Here is a 17,215-nt window from a genome sequence, read left to right on the forward strand (position 1 = left end):
CGGGCTCGCTTATCGCAGTTGTTCCGTTGATCATCGCATTCATGTTCCTGCAAAAGTACTGGCAGTCTGGCCTCGCGGCCGGCTCTGTCAAGCAGTGAACCCTCGGCCGCACGGTCCCTACGATCACACATTCGTTGCCTTGGCGACCGTGCGGCATCCATCTGTTTGAAAAAACAACAAGATAGTAATTCATGACACACAAAGGAGTAATCATGAAGAAGAGTATTCGCCTTATAGCTGCTGTAGCAGCATTGGCCATGACTGCTGGAGCGGCTGCCTGCGGCTCTGGTACTTCGCAGAAAAACAATAAGGCTGATGTATCTTTGAATGATATTAATTCCGCTTTAACCGATACCTCAAAAACAACGGATTTGACGGTATGGGCATATTCGGCTAAGCAAATCGAAGGTCCGGTCAAGGCTTTCCAGGAGAGATATCCTCATATCAAAATTAACTTCGTCAATACAGGCGCTGCATCTGATCATTTCACGAAATTCCAAAACGTTGTTTCTGCCAATAAAGGCGTTCCGGATGTAGTACAAATGTCGATCAGCGAATATGAGCAGTATGCGGTTAGCGGAGCGCTCCTAAACTTTGAATCAGATGAAATCGAAAAGGCTTGGGGAACGCAGTATGCACAAGCAGCGTGGAAAAATGTGCACTTTGGTGGTGGACTGTATGGCACCCCGCAGGATGCTGCACCTTTGGCCCTATATGTTCGAAAGGACATTCTCGATGAGCATGGGCTGAAAGTTCCCACTACTTGGCAAGAATTCTATGATGAAGGAGTCAAGCTTCATAAGCAGGATCCAAGTAAGTACATGGGGTTCATTTCCTCTAGCGATACTTCTTTGTTCGGTGTATTACGTACCGTTGGCGCAAAGCCTTGGACGGTAAAGGATACAACGAATATTGATTTCTCGCTAACCACAGGTCGGGTGGCGGAGTTCATTAAATTCATTCAGAAGTGCCTGGATGATGGAGTTCTTCGTGCTGCTGCTACCGGTACAGATGAATTTAATCGTGAAGTCAATGATGGCGTATATGCAACCAGATTGGAAGGGTGCTGGCAAGGCAATATCTACAAGGATCAGAATCCTTCTTTGAAGGGTAAGATGGTCGTCGCCCATCCTTTGGCATGGGGTAATGATGGAGAATCGTATCAGTCTGAGTCTACTGGCTCCATGTTCTCTGTTTCATCAGCTACACCAAAGGATAAGCAAGCAGCGGCATTGGCTTTCATTCAGTGGGTCAATGGCAGCAAGGATGGAGTTTCTGAGTTCTTGACGGCAAATAAAGGTAATTACTTTATGGCCTCTAACTATTATCAGAAGGATAAGAGCAAGCGAGATCAGCAAGAAACAGACGGATATTTCGCAAATACTAATGTGAATGAGATCTATTTTGAGTCTATGGATAAAGTGAACATGGACTGGGATTATATTCCATTCCCTGCGCAGCTCACAGTTGCGTTTGGTGATACCGTAGCTCCTGCTCTGACAGGTAAGGGAGACTTGTTGACTGCATTTACCAAGTTGCAGGATAACCTTAAGTCTTACGCCGAGGATAACGGTTTTAAAGTCACCACTGACGCAGACTGATAACCGCCCATAATATGTTGTTGCGGGGAGGATGGCTGGTCTGCCGTCCTCCCTTTTTGAGATTAAACATCTTTCCAAGGAAGCGCACTGTGAGCGTTATCACCAAAGTCACCACGTATGATTTCCGGTTCCCGACATCGGCCACGTTCTCGGGTTCCGATGCCATGAACCCTGATCCGGATTACTCCTCCGCCTACGTCGTCGTCTCCACGGATGCCGGTGACTCCGGCAATGGATTCGTCTTCACCATCGGTCGTGGCAACGATGTCGTCGTCCGGGCCATCGACTCCATGTCCGAGACCCTTATCGGTCGTAACGTCGAGGAACTGCTCGACAACATGCGTCTCGCATGGGATCTGTTCGTGCGCGATTCGCAGCTGCGCTGGCTCGGCCCTGAGAAGGGCGTCGAGCACATGGCCATCGGCGCCGTGCTTTCGGCCCTGTGGGACCTCAAGGCCAAGCGCGCCGGCAAGCCGCTCTGGCTGCTCCTTTCCGAGATGGAGCCTGAAGAGCTCGTCGCGACGCTTGACTTCCGTTACCTGACCGACGCCCTCACTCCGCAGGAGGCCATCGATATTCTGCGCGCCGCCCAGGAAGGCAAGGCGGAGCGTATCGCCCACCTCAAGGAAGTCGGTTACCCGGGATATTCGACCGCCGCCGGATGGCGTGCGGTCGGCAAGATACAGAGAAGTATGTGCAAGATACGGAGAAGTATATGAATGCGATAAGTATTGCGCTTCCATTCCGACAGTGGAATTATTTGCGTTGTCTGTCTAATGTGATTCGACCAGATGGGACGTCGATAGTCGGTCCTATTCCGTGTGCTGGTGATGTGGAGTTGATCATCCATTAGTGCCTCATATGCATATCGGCTATCAATGTGGGTAGGTGAAGGAGATATACGCAAGAATATCTAAGATATAAGTTCAAATTCTTAATCTTTTCAATGTTGATTTATATGTGTCTGGAGTGATAATGTCAAAAATAATTAATTATAGTGAAGTACTGGAATCCAAACGTCTGATGGTTGGCGTCTTGTCGGTGTCTTTCTTATTGTCCGCTGGTAATGCTATTAGCGGAACGATTCACGCGATGGAAGAAGCGTTCTCGAATATTTCGAAAGCCAATATTGAGACACTAACGACCATACCGACAGCGGGAATTATGCTCGGAACCGTCCTCTCGGGTGTTTTCTCGAATTATCTAGGAAAAAAGAAATCCGTGCTCGCGGGTTTGATTATCGCTTTGGTTGGCGGTGTTATCCCCGCGTTCCTGCCTCAATACTGGCCAATCTTTATTTCGCGTTTCCTCTTTGGCGTGGGCATGGGTATCTTTAATCCGCTTTCTGTGTCCTATATCACCGATCTGTATGTGGGGGATCGTCAGCGTAGTCTTCTTGGATACCGCAATGCGGTTAGCAATCTGGGTGATACCATCATGCTTTTCGTTGCTGGTATCTTGATTACCTTTGGTTGGAATATCACCTATCTGGTCTTCTTCGCCTTGCTGATACCGATTGTTTTAATAATTTTGTTCGTTCCAAAGGAATTCGATAATTTCGATATCAGGAACAGTGCTCTGGATGAGAATGGTCAGATTAGTGACAGTGTGTCTGATGTCAAACCATCTACGAATCTCAAGGTGATCGAGGTTGGCGTTGTATTTATGGTTATCACTATGCTATATAACGCGATCCCGCTGAAATTTGCGAGCTATATTGTCACGGAGCATATCGGCACTGCCTCGACCGCCACATGGATCTTCAGCTTCCTGGTCTTGGCGGGCATTTTCTCCGGCGTGCTGTTCGAGAAGATTTCCAAGGTTTTCAAGCGTTTGACGGTGTTCGTATTCGAGATTGTTATTGGCGTCGCCTATATCACGATTGCGTTCACCTACAACATTCCGTTGCTGACGGCTTTGGTGTTGATCTCTGGCTTTGGTTGGGGTATTATCAACCCGGCATTGACAGCGCGACTCGTAGATGTGTCGCCGATTAACTCTATGAATCTGAGTACTTCAATAATTGTTATCTTTATCAGTGTTGGTTCTCTTATTTCCCCGTACTTCTTCGCAATGTTCGCGGGCTTGTTCGGTAACGATTCGGCTGCGTTCGCTATTGTTGTCGGTGGTGCCCTGTATGTGGTCATGGCCGTGCTTGATTTCATCAAAATAAAGAAGAACAAGGAGCTGAGCATCTGATTGATTCGTGGTTGGAATCGTTGACGACGATTCCAACCCGGCAATCGGAAGCCGTTCCATCGCAACAAAGGAGTTCAATGATGTCCACCGCAACTGGTTTCCCAAATCGCCAGATTAATCTGGATTTTCATACCAGTCCTTACGTTGAGCATGTCGCCGACGATTTCGACGCCGAGGAATTCGCGGAACGTCTGCATCGTTCTCACGTAAACTCGATAACCTGTTTCGCCCGTGACCATCACGGCTACCTGTTCTATCCCTCGAAGCGCCATCCCGAGCTCGTGCATCCGCACCTGTCGGACAGGAATCTCCTGCTTGAGCAGATAGACGCATGCCACAAGCGCGGCATCCGCGTCCCCGTCTACACGAGCGTGGGATGGGACGGGTACAGCGCGCTCAACCATCCCGAGTGGCTTGCCCGGGACCCCCAAGACAATGTAATAAACGGATGCCCGTCGGTTCCAAAGCCGAACTTCTACGATTCGCTGTGTCTGAACAGCAATTACAGGGCCTATCTCATCGATCACCTCAACGACATCATCGACAGCCTCGGCCCGGACCGCGTCGACGGGCTCTTCCTGGATATCTTCTCCTTGGTGCCGTGCGACTGCCCGCGTTGCCGGGCGCAGATGGAGCGTCATGGCCTCGACCACACCGATATCCGCCAGCGGGAACGGTATTCGGCCATCCTGCTTGACGAGTTCCGTCGTGAGGTCCACGACCTCGTGGATGATCGGGTGCCTGGCGCGACTCTGTTCTTCAACGGTGGGCATATCGGCCCCTCGAACAAGACCTCGTTGGACACGTTCACCCATCTGGAGGTCGAGAGCCTGCCAAGTGGTTTTTGGGGCTACGACAACTTCCCAATCGTGATGAGGTACGTGCGCAATCTCGGCAAACCCGTGGTCGGCATGACGGGCAAGTTCCACACGGCTTGGGGTGATTTCCATTCGCTGAAGAACGAGGACGCGATGGAATACGAGTGCTTCCAGATGCTGACGATGGGCGCCGGCTGCTCCATCGGGGACCAGCTCCATCCGAGAGGCGGGTTGTCCGACGCCACCTATGATCTGATCGGACGGGTCTACTCCCAGGTGGAGGCCCTCGAACCGTACACGCTGAACACCGACACGATGGCGGACATAGCGGTCATGACGCCGGAACGCGAATGGAACATGGACAGCGCGCTGTCCGATTCGTTGATCGGCGCCAACCGGATGCTCACGGAACTGGGATGCCAGTTCGACATCATCGATCCGGACATGGACTTCACGCGGTACGGGCTCATCGTCCTTCCCGACGAGATCGTGTCCTCCCCCGAACTCCAACGGAAGCTGTTGGACTACGTGCATGGCGGCGGCAAGGTCGTCGGCACGTACATGTCGATGGACAACGGCTGCGACGAGACCAATCCGCTGTACGGCAACAGGATGCTGGGTGATTCCTATTGGGATCGGGATTTCATCATGCCGAACGACGAGGTCGGGGCGCGTCTGCCCAAAGAGGAGTTCGTCATGTACGAGCGTGGCGCGCGGGTGAGGACGGCGGGATCGCGGGTGCTGCTGGATTCGGTCGAACCCTATTTCAATCGTGAGGGGAGGTATTTCTGCTCCCACCTGCATGCCCCCTCGGCCGGGAGGGTCGGGTTCCCCGCGGCGACGCGGTACGGCGACGTCGTCTATTTCTCCCACCCGTTGTTCCGTATCTACAAGGATTTCGCCCCGTCGTGGGTCAAGGCGATATTCGCCGACGTCCTCGATCTGCTGATGCCGAGGCAGCTGGTGCGCAAGGATGACGGGCATACGGTCAGCGGGCTGGAGGTGCAGCTGCGCCGTTCGGGTTCGCGCAATTCGTTGATGCTGCATTGCCTGTATTATCCCTGCAAGAAGTCGGCCGCCAACCTGTACACGATCGACGAGAAGGTTCCGCTGTTCGACCAGCGCGTGCGCGTGTATGTGGGCGACGCCGAGATCGAGTCGGTTCGCGCGGTCCGGCAGGGCGAGGTGATCTCCGAACGGGACTACACCGTGGCCGACGGGTATGTTGATCTGAACGTTCCCAAGATCGACGGGTACGAGATCATCGAGTTGTCGCTGAAATGACGCACTGACTCAAAATCCCGGTCTAACGGCCGACATGGGGGTCTGGAATCGTCTCTAAGCCTTTGCCGAAGGCTCAGAGACGTTGCATGCGGCTGCCTGAGGAGTGGAAGACCCTTGTGTTCCGCACCCTTGGGTCACAGCCGCTTCGGGCGCGGAGTTTTCGTTGTTTCAGGACTGGATTCCGTGTGCCCCGTCTTGTCGGCGCGTGGCATCAGGCATTGGTCAGAGCGCTGACTCGCTGGGGTGACTCCAATGATGTCGGCCGTATTCGACGAATACGGCTCGTACACGTCCTCATGGTCGGCGGTCTGCGCGAAATCCATCGCCGAAGACGAGGACTGGTGGAACGAACTTTCGTCCGCCTATCAGTGGGTGATGTCTGAAATGGGGCACAAGGGAATGCCGCGTCCGGACCCGGATGCGGCCCCGTTGTGGGCGTGGGTGCGCTGGGTCGATTCGAAAAGCCGGGCGCGCACCCGTCCCGACCGCCGGTATCCGGGTTTCCGCAACCAGTACGACGGGTTGGAGCTCCTGCATCTGCAGGTCGATGAGAATCGTGTATTGTGCACGGATTTCGACCAGTACCATTGTGTGATCAACCGGTGGCCGTGCGCCCCGTTGGATGCCGACAGGTGGCCTCCCGCCGAATGCGACCGGTGGCTGGACGAGCATTGGGACGACCCGGCCGACATGAAAGCGGTCCAGTATCGGAAGAACACGATCGTGGATCCGAAACGTCTGCCGGACCGGTGGATACAGGCCTGCCTGTGGACGGTCACGCCCGAAGATGTGTTTGATGTGCGCCGTGCGTGCGGGAAACCGGATACCATTGGGAATCTGGATGATCTGAGGAGCAGGGCGGCCAGGTTTGCCGAATCATGGGCTGGACGCGGCGACGAGAAATCCGAGACCCAACAGTATTGGCGGGACCTGTTGGACAAGGTGCTGCTCATTCCGGACACGAGCGACGGGCAGACGCTCTGGTTCGAACGTCGCACCGCATTGGGCGGTTTCATCGACGCGCTCATGATTCAGGCCCGCGTGCTCGTGGAGCAGAAGAGCCTCGGCGTGGATTTGGACAAGCCGGAGCCGCGCCGGGGGAGCATGGTCACGCCCGTCCGACAGGCGAAACGGTATGCGGACGCCCTGATCGCTGATCCCGGTTTTTCAGGACGCATGCCTTCTCCTGGAAAGGAGCGGAGAGCAATGGATTACAGCGAATTCGACGCCCTGCCATTGGAGACCGATATGGTTTCCATCAGCAAGGACCCGTCGCACGACGGCATTCGCGACATGTCCTCATTGGAAAAGGCTGGTGAAATCGTCTCCGCACGAATCGGGAGATTGGGCGGACTCCGTTGGGAATCGCGGATAGGAGCGGGGTGTCAACTGGTAACTAGGGTGTGTTTACACTATCTAGGTTTTGTGTGATGATTGGCGTATGTGTACGCCGGGGTATGGCATCACGCTTGACCGGTTCATGAGGGTCGCGCACCTGTTGCCGCGCCAGAGGGGCAACGTGGCGGTCGACAACTACAGGTTCGTCAACGCCCTGCTGTGGATGTGCAGGACGGGAGCCCCGTGGAGGGACCTGCCGGAGTGCTACGGCAAGTGGATCACCGTCTGCCGGCGGTTCGACCGCTGGTACGGGAACGGCGCGATGGAACGCCTGTTCACGGCATTGCAGGAGGAGCGGATCATCGGGGTGGAGATCCGGGTGCTCGCCATGGACTCCACGAGCGTGAAGGTCCACCAGCACGCGCCCGGCGCGTTCATGGGAGCCAGCCTGCTCATGGACCGCGCCTACGAGGGGGATTCCACCCGCCTGCTGGCGGAGTCGTTCGGCCTGACGCCGGTCGTGCCGCCCAAGAAGAACCGCACGGACCCATGGGACTACGACAGGGAGGCATACAAGGGGCGGAGCATGGTCGAACGCGTCTTCAACCGCATGAAGCACCACCGCAAGGCCGCCACCCGCTACGACAGGCTCGACGAGACCTTCCTCGCCGCGCCCGGCTCATCCTCATCGCCATCTACCTGAAAACACAGCCAAAAACTCAAAGTGTAAATACACCCTAATTCATGATTGGTATGCGTAGATGAGCCTGTACAGTGAAAGCTATGCGTGTAATTTCTGGACGATTCAAGGGTGTGGCGCTTGCTACGCCGAAAACGGGTACCCGGCCTACCACGGATCGCACCAAAGAGGCGATTTTCTCGCACCTCGACTCATGGGGAGTGCTGGATGACGCCCGTGTACTGGACCTGTTCGCCGGTACTGGTGCGTTGGGCATCGAAGCGCTGAGCCGTGGCGCGCGAGAACTCGTGGCCGTGGAAAGTTCCCGGCCTGCGGCGGCGCTGATTACCAAGACCTTGTCGCAGTTACAGAAGAACCGTTCGTGGGATGCTTCGCTCAAGGCCCGTGTGCTGGTCAAAAAAACCGAGCAAGTGGCTGGCGGCTTTGGTGAATCCTTTGACGTGATATTCATTGATCCGCCCTACGCCTATGAGACCGCTGAATGCAATCAGTTGTTGGCCAATCTGGCGGTGGGCAGCGCCACCAACGAGAACACCGTGATTATGCTCGAACGCTCGGTACGCTCCGACACCCCCACCGCCCCCGAAGGCTGGCAAATCACTGAAAGCCGCAACTACGGCGAAACCGCCGTCTTCTACATCGAATCCGCGGATGACGACTCGGATATAGAGCGTTCCGACGATTCCGCCGCGTAGTGAATCTCCCACCGTGTGGTGAATTAATCGGCGAGCCGGCGCGGATGGGCGGCGGAGACCTCCCAGCCCAAGGCCATCAGGGTCTTGCGGTCGGCCTTATCCAGCGCCTTGCAATCCAGTGCCGCGATAAGGTCTGGCCGAATCTCGGCGGTGCGGGCCAGCGCTTCGTCGCGGCGAAAACGGTCCACCTTGCCGTGGTCGCCGGACAACAGCACGTCCGGCACCGCAATACCACGCCACACGGCGGGCTTGGTGTACTGGCGATGTTCAAGCAGTGCGCCCTCGCCGGTATAGGACTCCTCCACGATCGAATCGGGATTGCCCATGAACCCGGGCATCAGGCGGGTGATGGCCTCAAGCATCACCGATACCGCTACTTCGCCACCGTTCAGCACATAGTCACCAATCGAATATTCGCGTACATCGACGCCCTGGGAGCGGTAGTAGTCCGGGATGCGCGCATCGTAGCCCTCATACCGGCCGCAGCCGAACAGCAGATGGTCGGCATGGCTGAGCTCGGTGGCGTCGCGCTGGGTAAACAACGGGGCCGATGGGTTCGGGAAGATGAGCACCGGTGTGCCGGATGGGGCGGAGGAGTCAGACGGCCGCGAGAATCCCAGCAGTTCGTCCAGGCATTCGCTCCACACTTCGGGCTTCATCACCATGCCGGCACCGCCGCCGACTGGCGTGTCATCCACCGAATGATGCACATCGTGGGTCCAGTCGCGCAGGTTATGCGCCTTGATCTCCAACAATCCCTTGGCCTGGGCTTTGCCCATCAGGCTGAGGTTCATCACCTCAAAGTATTCGGGAAACACGCTCACGATATCGATCTTCATGTTATCCAGCCTAACGGTAGCCCCGCCCGCATTACACGGCCACCACTACACTATTGCGGTGATGAATACGACGATGAGAATCCCCACCCGCAAAAAGCCCGAAGTGTTGTCCCCGGCCGGCAACCTGAGGGGTCTGAAAACCGCGGTCGATTATGGTGCCGACGCCGTCTACTGCGGCGGCAAAGCCTTCGGCATGCGATCGGCTCCCAAAAACCTTAGCCTTGAGGATTTCGAGGAAGGATCGCGCTACGCCCATGAACGCGGCGCTCGCGTGTACGTGACCTGCAACGTGCTGCCGCGCAACAACGAGGTCGAAGCCATGCGTGAGTACGTCGGCCAGCTCAAAGACACCGGCGTGGACGCGCTGATCGTCTCCGATATCGGCGTGATGATGATGGCCCGTCAAGTGGCTCCGAATCTGGAACTGCACGTATCCACCCAGGCCGGCGTGACTAATTATCAGGCTGCGAACGCCTTCTACGAGCTTGGTGCTCGCCGTGTGGTGTTGGCCCGCGAGATGGACTTGCAGGCCGTGCGTGATATTCGCGCCAACATTCCCGATGACCTCGACATCGAATGCTTCGTCCACGGTGCCATGTGCATGGCCTTCTCCGGCCGCTGCCTGTTCTCCAACTATCTGACCGGCCGCGATGGCAATCACGGCGAATGCGCCCAGCCATGCCGCTGGAAGTATTCGATCGTGGAAGAGAAACGCCCCGGCCAGTACTTCCCGATCGAACAGACCGAGAACGGCGCCTATCTGTTCAATTCGCAGGACATGAATATGCTGGGGCACTTGGATGATTTGATTGACTCCGGTGCCACCAGCCTCAAAATCGAAGGCCGCGCGAAAAGCGCCTACTATATCGCCGCCATGACCAATGCCTACAAAACCGCGGTTAATGAATACATGATTCAACGCGGTTTTGAAGACGCTGATGGCAATGTTTTGAAGCCTTTCCGTGACCGTGTGATTCGCCCGGGCGACCCCGATTTTGGCCAAGGAACCGAAGATCAAGTGATGCGCAATGCCGATGCCGCGTTCGCCGGTGTGGCCGATGAGGGATATGACCGTGGCTCTGATACTGCGGTTGCCGATTCGATCACCGGCTCGGTTGCCGCAGAACGTGACCGCGTGACGGTTGCTGATGCCGCCGACTCAACTGCCTCTGGTACGCCGGCCGGCACCGCCGTCGAACCCGACGGCATGAGCTCTCACGCCCGTTCCACGCGCCGCAAGTCCAACACCGCGGTCGAACAGATTGAGACCGATTGGAAGCATGCGGCCGTTCGCCCGGCCCCACACGTCGAACTGCCCGAATGGCTGCTCGAGGAAACCGACAAGGTGGCCCACCGCGACTACTCCACCGGCTTCTATTACCCGGAGCACAAGGTCACACAGAACACCGACCGCTCCGCCTACTTCCGCTCATGGCTGGTAGTGGGCGAAGTGCTGAGCTGGAGCGCGGACGAAGACGGACGTGTCACGCTGATGAGCCGTAACAAGATTGAGCCAGGTCAACAGGTCGAATTCCTGCTGCCTGGCGAGAGACCATTGGTCTTTACCGTGCCGGAAACCGGCCTGCGCGATGCCGATGGCGCGCCAGTACCCGCCATCAATAATCCGGCGCACGTGTTCTCGATGCCCTGCCCGCACCAGGTGCCCATCAACGCCGCCATCCGCTCGCGCACCAAAAAGCCCACCCTCAAAGCCGAATAACCTACCACTCCGTCCCCTCTGGCGGAGGGCTGTCAGCCGTAGGCTGACTGGGGTGGTCATGGGAATCATGAACACCGCCCGCACCCAAGAAAGAATGCCTCATGCCTGAATACAGCGAAGAAATCCTCGATTCCAACAGCATCAGCTCTACCGATAAAGCCGGTCGCCCTATTCCGGTGACCATCCCCATCGCACTGGCCCCCGGCATCAAGGTGGTGTACACCACGCGACTGGGCGGCCTGAGCGCCGGCGATTACGGCAACCTGAACCTCGGCGGCAAGTCCGGCGACGAACCTGAGGCCGTGCTGTCGAACCGCATCGCACTCGCCGAAGCGGTGCAAGCCCGCCTATCGCTGGTCTCCCAAGTACATTCCGGCGTGGCTGTGGACGTGGACGACTCGTTCGTCATCAACACCCCCTTCGGCTTCGACGTGTCCGGCACACATGGTGAGACTGACACTCCGCACGTCATCGAGGCGGACGGCCAGGTCACCGCACAATCCGGCATCGCCCTAGGCATGTTCGCGGCCGACTGCCTGCCGGTGCTGCTGGGCGACCCGGTCACCGGCATCATCGGTGCGGCCCACTGCGGCCGTCGTGGTCTGGAGCGTGGTGTGATCGGCGCCACGGTAGACCTGATGAAGAGCAAGGGTGCCGATCCGGCGAACATCGTGGCCACACTCGGCCCGCGCATCTGCGGCGACTGCTATGAAGTGGGCGACGAGATCGCCGATCAGTTCATCAAGCGCTTCCCGCTGACCAAGACGAAGACCCGCTTCGGTGGTGCCGGCATCGACATCGCCGAAGCCGCGATGATCGACCTCGCTTTCGCCGGTGTACATCAGGTGGTCGATTCGATGCCGCGCGTGCACGCCGCCACCCAGTACCTTGAGGAAGACCCGGAACTCGCCGAACTGTGCCGCACGGACGGCGAAGGCCCGGCCGAGCTCGCGGAGCGCATCGACAACATCAGCCACAGCATGTGCACGCTCGAAAACCCACTGTGGTACTCGCACCGCCGCGCCGCGCTCGCCAACAAAACACACGAAGGCCGCCTCCTCGCCCTCATCGTGCGTGACTAAACGGAGAATGCGAGCACATTCCGTGGAGAAGATGTGATGCAGTTCACGGACGGCCAGCCCTCACCCTACGGTGGTGCCTATGACTGAGAGAGATTTCGATACCCCCGTCGAGACGCCTACCGTCCAGCCGGCCCCCGCTCAGGGCACCAAACCGGCACAAACCGTGCCGGTGGTAGCCGTAGTGCTGGCCGCCGGCTTCGGTACGCGCTTCGACCCCGATAATCCCAAGCAGCTTGTCTCCGTGGGCGGCAAGCCCATCGTGTGCTGGAGCATTGATGCCTTTGAACATTGCGATCGCGTCAGCGACATCGTGGTGGTGGTCAATCCCAAGGTGCGCGGTGAAGTGGAAACGTTGGTTGGCGAGATGGGCTACACCAAGGTACGCGTCATCATTGACGGCGGTGACGAACGTGTGGACAGTACCGCCACCGCGCTCGACATGCTGGCTACGGCTGGCATTCCGGACGATGCCAAGATTCTGATCCATGACGCCGTCCGTCCGTTCGTGGAACAGTCCGCCATCGACGGTTCGATTGATGCGCTCGACCAGTTCACGGCCGCGACCGTGGCCTACGCCTCAACCGACACCGTGCTGTTGACCGAGGATCTGGGCGATTTGAAAGTGGTCAAGTCGGTGCCGGACCGCCCGAACACCTTCCGCGCGCAGACCCCGCAATCCTTCCGCTTCGCGACGATTCGTCACGCTTACGATTTGGCTGCCGCCGACCCGGACTTCCATCCCACCGACGACACGCGCGTAGTGGTCGATTATCTGCCTGATGAACCCGTCGCCATTGTCTCCGGTGCGGAAACCAACCTGAAGATCACCACGCTGGAGGATATTCCCACAGCTGAGCGTATCGCCGAGGAGATTCTCGGTCGTGATCCCAAGGAAGAGGCCCGCGCCCGCATGCACGCCCTGCTGGCCCAAGCGGCCGGCCAGATGCATCGCTAGACTGGCATTATGCGTGAACTCAATGTTGTGATCTCCGGCTTCGACCACTATGACGGCGTGGAGGTCAATCCCGCCGTCGAAGTGCCCAAGGCCATCGCCGAGCAGGGACTGGGCGTCTCCTCTGCTCCGGACGATCCGTTGGAGCAGGTCGCCGTCACCGTTCATGCCGTCAGCATCCCGGTGAGCTTCGCCAAAGCCTGGCCCACGCTGAAAGAGACGATTGAGGCCACCAAGCCCAATATCGTCATCGCCACCGGGCTCAAGCACGCAGCCCGAGGCGTGATGCTTGAACGATGCGCCACCAACCTGATGGACGCGATCAAGCCAGACGCGGACAACGTGACCCCACGCCGCGAACCCATCGATCCCAATGGCCCGGCCGCCTATTGGACCCGCCTGCCGTTGCGCTCGATCCTGAATGATTTCACGGACGATTCGATTCCGGCCACCCTGAGTTCGGACGCAGGTACGTTCGTATGTAATTCGCTGTTCTACAACTTGCTCAACTGGACCGCCACCCAGGAGCAGGTGCTGGGCGGATTCGTCAGCTTCCCTCCGGTCGTTCCGGCGCATTCCAGCCAGCATGGTCTACCACTCGACCAGCAGATCGCCGCTGGCCGTGATGTGGTGCGCGAAGCCGTGCGCTACTATCTCAAGCCCTCCAGCTCCGACATCCTCATCGCCTAGCACGCTGTGCGCCACGCCGGAATAGAACATGGTTCGCACGCATTGTAACGATTGCGCGTCGCTCAACGCTCAGCGCTAGTGCGATGCGCTACAGTGCTTCAAGGATGTGCCAAGAGCTTTATGCGTGTGCGAAAGGAATAAACAGCGATGGTGGATCGTTTCCCGGTGGTGCTGCGAGGATATGACAAGGAGAAGGTCGATGCTGCCTTCGACGCTACTCAGGAGAGTATGAAGCGTGCGCAGCAGACGTTGGCCAGCATGCGTGAGCAGATTGCGGCGGATGACGACCGTATTCTGCAACTGCAGGCCCAACTTCAGGAAGAGAAGAACAAGAAGCCGGAAGGCAACAGCTTCGCTTCCTTGGGAGCGAACGCCCAGCAGATGCTTGCCTCCGCCGAACAGACGAGTACCGAACTGCTGGAACGCGCCAAGCAGGACGCGTCCTCCATCCGTACCACGGCTCAGGCTCAGGCCGAAACACTGATCAACAACGCCAAGCTGGATGCCCAGCATATTGTTGACGACGCCAATGCCAAGGCCGCCTCGATTCTGACGAACGCCAGCAATCAAGCCGAATCAGTGACCACCTCCGCCAACGAGGACGCCGCACAACTGCGCTCCGAAACCGCCAAGACCATCACCGAACAGCGTCAGACCGTCGAGCTTGAGCTCAGCAACGCGCGCGAAGAGCACACCAAGAAGATGGCTTCCGAGCGCTCCACCCAAGAGCGCGAAATCGCCGACATGAAGGCGGAAGCGACCCAGCAGGTCGCCGCAATGCGCAAAAGCGCCAATGAGGAGATCACCAAGCTTAAGTCCGATTCCAACGATCAGATTGAGGCGGCGCTCGCCGAGGCCAACAAGAAGCTCGCCGACGTGCGCGAGCAAGTGTCCAAGATGATGACCGAAGCCCAGCGCAAGGCCAGCGAAATCATTGATGCGGCCAAGACCAAGGGTCAGGAAATCACTGATGAGGCCGAGGTCAAGCGCACCAGCACGATGAGCCAGGTCAACGCCGAGGTCGAGCAGATCCGTCACGACATCGCCGCTCAGCAGGATGAGGCCACGAAGAAGGTCAACGAACTGCTGCAGCACCTCGAAGAGCGTCGCGTGGCGGCCAAGCGGGAAGCCGATGAGCTGGTCGGCCAGGCCAAGAACACTCGCGACCAAGCCGATTCATATGCCGCGTCCAAGCGCGAGGAGGCGGACATCCAGGCCGCCGCAATCGTACATAAGGCGGGCGAGGAAGCCGATGCGCAGATAGAGGAGCGTCGCGCCGCCGCCCAAAGCGAGCTTGACGGTCTGTCCAAGCGCATCGCCGATCTGCAGGAACGCGAGTCCGTCATCACCCAGCGTGTTTCGGAACTGCGTTCTATGTTCTCGCAGGCGTTCTCCGGATTCGCTTTCGGTGGTAATGCGGCGGCCTCTGGTCAGAGTCAGGAAGCCGCTGCCGTGGCGTCATTGCCGGTGGTCGCGCCCGTCCCGGAAGTCAAGCCTGTGCACAACGAGGCCGATGATCAGCCGGGTGAGTTGAGCGGAAACGAGTCGGCTGCCGACGATCACAATGAGACAGATGCGGCACCGGCTGATTCGGCTGATTCAGCTGCGCAGAATGAGCAGTCCGAATCGTCTGAGCCGTCCGAGCACCAGACACAGGGCGAACCGGAGGCCCCGACTCAGGCGAATCCAGCCGTATCTGAGCAGAACGGCGAATGACAGGCCTTCGATTAGACTACTAGCGGTAAGAATTACGGCACCTGCGCTTTCGAGCCAGGTGCCGTATTCGTTTGGATCTGCGCCACAAGCGCACCATCACAGAAGGAGTATGACATGAGTGAATTGACGCCTCTGACCGGCGAAGCATTGAATACCCTGCGCGGCGATTTCGCACAGAGCGGCACCAACCGTCTGGCCATGAACGCGGTGACCGCCGCCGGCATCGACAAGGTGGCTCGCAATTATGACCGCGCTCGTCTGATGCAGCGCCGTTTCTCCACCATCGTTGACAATGGCGAAGCCACCCATCAGGATCGCTCCGGCCGCTGCTGGCTGTTCAGCTCCCTGAACGTGGCCCGTTTCGTGGCCAAGAAGAACATGAACCTGAAGGAGTTCGAGTTCTCCCAGAACTACGCGATGTACTACGACAAGCTGGAGCGCGTCAACTACTTCCTCAAGGATGTGGCCGCTCTGGTGGCCGCCGGGGAGCCTTCCGACTCCCGCCTGATGCAGCACCTGCTCGCCGACGTGATGGGCGATGGCGGCCAGTGGACCATGGCCATGAACGTGTACAAGAAGTACGGCGCTGTGCCCAAGGACCTGTTCCCGGAGACCGAATCCTCCAAGAACACCGGTGAGATGAACACCCAGCTGCGCCACCTGCTGCACACCGCCGTGGCGCACATGTACGCCGCAGATGGCGACGCCGCCAAGATCGAGTCGATCATCGCCGACGCCACCGCGGCGGGCCACCGCATCCTGACCATCCATCTGGGTGAGCCGCCGGTCTCCTTCGACTGGGAGTGGACCGACAAGGACGGTGAATTCCACCGCGACGGCGAGATCACGCCGGTCGAATTCTGGAAGAAGTACGTGGGGCCGGCCGGTCTCGAGGACTACGTGTGCCTGGTGGACGATCCGCGCGCCGAGCACGCCAAGGGCAAGAAGATCGGCATCGAGCATCTCGGCAACGTGGCCGGCGGCGACGCCACCGAATACCTCAACGTGCCGAACCAGCTCATGAAGGACTGCGTCAAGCGGATTCTCGTCGAACAGGGCATTCCGGTGTGGTTCGGCGCCGATTGCCATCCGTTCATGGACCGCGAGAACGGCGCCTGGGCCACCGACCTGTTCGAGTACGGTCGCGTGTACGACGTGGACTTCGATCTCGACAAGGAGGCCCGCGTGCGTTTCGGCGATTCCGCCATGAACCACGCCATGGCCTTCGCCGGCGTGGACGTCGCCGATGACGGCTCCACGCGGCGCTGGCGTGTGGAGAACTCCTGGGGTGCCAAGATCGCCGACAAGGGCTACTTCACCATGTCCGACGACTGGTTCACCGAATACGTCTACGAGGTCGCCGTCCCCAAGGCCATGCTTCCCGAAGAGTACCGCAAGGCCTTGGAGTCCCCGGCCACCATGCTCCCCGCATGGGATCCGATGGGCGCGCTCGCATAAGAGGGCGTATGGGCTTGACGGGTGGGCGCCGCCCGTCAAGCCCGGCGCCGCCGCGGACGGTCCATAATCGCCGGCCCCGCCAGCGGTGCCGGCGGCGAACTGCTATAGTGGGGCCTTCGCATC

General features: G+C 58.3%; 12 protein-coding genes and 3 pseudogenes. 14 read left to right on the forward strand and 1 reads right to left on the reverse strand.

The genetic code is table 11. From position 1 onward, the window contains the following. From FYJ31_RS12900 to rsmD, 8 genes and pseudogenes are all read left to right on the forward strand, one after another. Positions 1 to 98 (forward strand): annotated as a pseudogene (locus FYJ31_RS12900) (carbohydrate ABC transporter permease); the annotation flags it as partial. Positions 99 to 212: 114 nt separating this feature from the next. Continuing rightward, positions 213 to 1,601, forward strand: coding sequence for an ABC transporter substrate-binding protein (locus tag FYJ31_RS09160; protein ID WP_014484561.1), 1,389 nt, complete (start codon positions 213 to 215; stop codon positions 1,599 to 1,601). An 89-nt stretch (positions 1,602 to 1,690) separates the two neighbouring features. Continuing rightward, positions 1,691 to 2,266 (forward strand): annotated as a pseudogene (locus FYJ31_RS09165) (fuconate dehydratase); the annotation flags it as partial. A gap of 310 nt (positions 2,267 to 2,576) precedes the next feature. Continuing rightward, positions 2,577 to 3,800 (forward strand): MFS transporter, encoded by a 1,224-nt coding sequence (locus FYJ31_RS09170; RefSeq protein WP_154536531.1) that lies wholly within the window; start codon positions 2,577 to 2,579, stop codon positions 3,798 to 3,800. A 77-nt stretch (positions 3,801 to 3,877) separates the two neighbouring features. Next, complete coding sequence (locus FYJ31_RS09175; protein ID WP_154536532.1) at positions 3,878 to 5,902, forward strand: alpha-amylase family protein; 2,025 nt, start codon at positions 3,878 to 3,880, stop codon at positions 5,900 to 5,902. Positions 5,903 to 6,739: 837 nt separating this feature from the next. Beyond that, positions 6,740 to 7,051 (forward strand): annotated as a pseudogene (locus tag FYJ31_RS13340) (type IIL restriction-modification enzyme MmeI); the annotation flags it as partial. A gap of 292 nt (positions 7,052 to 7,343) precedes the next feature. Then, on the forward strand, positions 7,344 to 7,943 hold the full coding sequence (locus tag FYJ31_RS09185) for an IS5/IS1182 family transposase (RefSeq protein ID WP_012576779.1): 600 nt from the start codon (positions 7,344 to 7,346) through the stop codon (positions 7,941 to 7,943). An 80-nt stretch (positions 7,944 to 8,023) separates the two neighbouring features. Continuing rightward, entirely contained in the window at positions 8,024 to 8,635 is a 612-nt protein-coding gene (gene rsmD / locus FYJ31_RS09190; RefSeq protein ID WP_060620546.1) for a 16S rRNA (guanine(966)-N(2))-methyltransferase RsmD, read from the forward strand. A gap of 23 nt (positions 8,636 to 8,658) precedes the next feature. Here rsmD and trmD read toward each other — a convergent pair whose 3' ends face one another. Then, the gene (gene trmD, locus FYJ31_RS09195) at positions 8,659 to 9,474 is read right to left on the reverse strand and encodes a tRNA (guanosine(37)-N1)-methyltransferase TrmD (protein ID WP_012576781.1); all 816 of its coding nucleotides are present in this window, start codon (positions 9,472 to 9,474) and stop codon (positions 8,659 to 8,661) included. 73 nt (positions 9,475 to 9,547) lie between these two features. Here trmD and FYJ31_RS09200 point away from each other — a divergent pair, with 73 nt between their 5' ends. The 6 genes from FYJ31_RS09200 (at position 9,548) to FYJ31_RS09225 (ending at position 17,092) form a co-directional block, all read left to right on the forward strand. Then, entirely contained in the window at positions 9,548 to 11,194 is a 1,647-nt protein-coding gene (locus FYJ31_RS09200) for a peptidase U32 family protein (protein ID WP_195839487.1), read from the forward strand. A gap of 101 nt (positions 11,195 to 11,295) precedes the next feature. Then, on the forward strand, positions 11,296 to 12,276 hold the full coding sequence (locus FYJ31_RS09205) for a polyphenol oxidase family protein (RefSeq protein ID WP_007054791.1): 981 nt from the start codon (positions 11,296 to 11,298) through the stop codon (positions 12,274 to 12,276). Between the two features lie 79 nt (positions 12,277 to 12,355). Further along, positions 12,356 to 13,231 (forward strand): IspD/TarI family cytidylyltransferase, encoded by an 876-nt coding sequence (locus tag FYJ31_RS09210; RefSeq protein ID WP_012576784.1) that lies wholly within the window; start codon positions 12,356 to 12,358, stop codon positions 13,229 to 13,231. A gap of 9 nt (positions 13,232 to 13,240) precedes the next feature. Next, complete coding sequence (locus tag FYJ31_RS09215; protein ID WP_154536534.1) at positions 13,241 to 13,918, forward strand: pyroglutamyl-peptidase I; 678 nt, start codon at positions 13,241 to 13,243, stop codon at positions 13,916 to 13,918. Positions 13,919 to 14,065: 147 nt separating this feature from the next. Beyond that, complete coding sequence (locus tag FYJ31_RS09220; RefSeq protein ID WP_154536535.1) at positions 14,066 to 15,634, forward strand: cell division protein; 1,569 nt, start codon at positions 14,066 to 14,068, stop codon at positions 15,632 to 15,634. Between the two features lie 114 nt (positions 15,635 to 15,748). Continuing rightward, positions 15,749 to 17,092: a C1 family peptidase gene (locus FYJ31_RS09225; protein WP_154536536.1), complete on the forward strand. Its 1,344-nt coding sequence runs from the start codon at positions 15,749 to 15,751 to the stop codon at positions 17,090 to 17,092. The last annotated feature ends 123 nt before the right edge of the window (positions 17,093 to 17,215 follow it).

The organism is Bifidobacterium sp. WCA-178-WT-4B (genome assembly GCF_009696495.1).
GTDB lineage: Bacteria > Actinomycetota > Actinomycetes > Actinomycetales > Bifidobacteriaceae > Bifidobacterium > Bifidobacterium infantis.

Excerpts from the sequence above, each read along its gene's own strand:
- FYJ31_RS09170 (WP_154536531.1), top strand. The coding sequence starts at position 2,577 with ATGTCAAAAATAATTAATTATAGTGAAGTACTGGAATCCAAACGTCTG.
- rsmD (WP_060620546.1), top strand. The coding sequence starts at position 8,024 with ATGCGTGTAATTTCTGGACGATTCAAGGGTGTGGCGCTTGCTACGCCG.
- FYJ31_RS09220 (WP_154536535.1), top strand. The coding sequence starts at position 14,066 with ATGGTGGATCGTTTCCCGGTGGTGCTGCGAGGATATGACAAGGAGAAG.
- FYJ31_RS09185 (WP_012576779.1), top strand. The coding sequence starts at position 7,344 with ATGTGTACGCCGGGGTATGGCATCACGCTTGACCGGTTCATGAGGGTC.
- FYJ31_RS09175 (WP_154536532.1), top strand. The coding sequence starts at position 3,878 with ATGATGTCCACCGCAACTGGTTTCCCAAATCGCCAGATTAATCTGGAT.
- trmD (WP_012576781.1), bottom strand. The coding sequence starts at position 9,474 with ATGAAGATCGATATCGTGAGCGTGTTTCCCGAATACTTTGAGGTGATG.
- FYJ31_RS09160 (WP_014484561.1), top strand. The coding sequence starts at position 213 with ATGAAGAAGAGTATTCGCCTTATAGCTGCTGTAGCAGCATTGGCCATG.
- FYJ31_RS09225 (WP_154536536.1), top strand. The coding sequence starts at position 15,749 with ATGAGTGAATTGACGCCTCTGACCGGCGAAGCATTGAATACCCTGCGC.
- FYJ31_RS09215 (WP_154536534.1), top strand. The coding sequence starts at position 13,241 with ATGCGTGAACTCAATGTTGTGATCTCCGGCTTCGACCACTATGACGGC.
- FYJ31_RS09200 (WP_195839487.1), top strand. The coding sequence starts at position 9,548 with ATGAGAATCCCCACCCGCAAAAAGCCCGAAGTGTTGTCCCCGGCCGGC.
- FYJ31_RS09210 (WP_012576784.1), top strand. The coding sequence starts at position 12,356 with ATGACTGAGAGAGATTTCGATACCCCCGTCGAGACGCCTACCGTCCAG.
- FYJ31_RS09205 (WP_007054791.1), top strand. The coding sequence starts at position 11,296 with ATGCCTGAATACAGCGAAGAAATCCTCGATTCCAACAGCATCAGCTCT.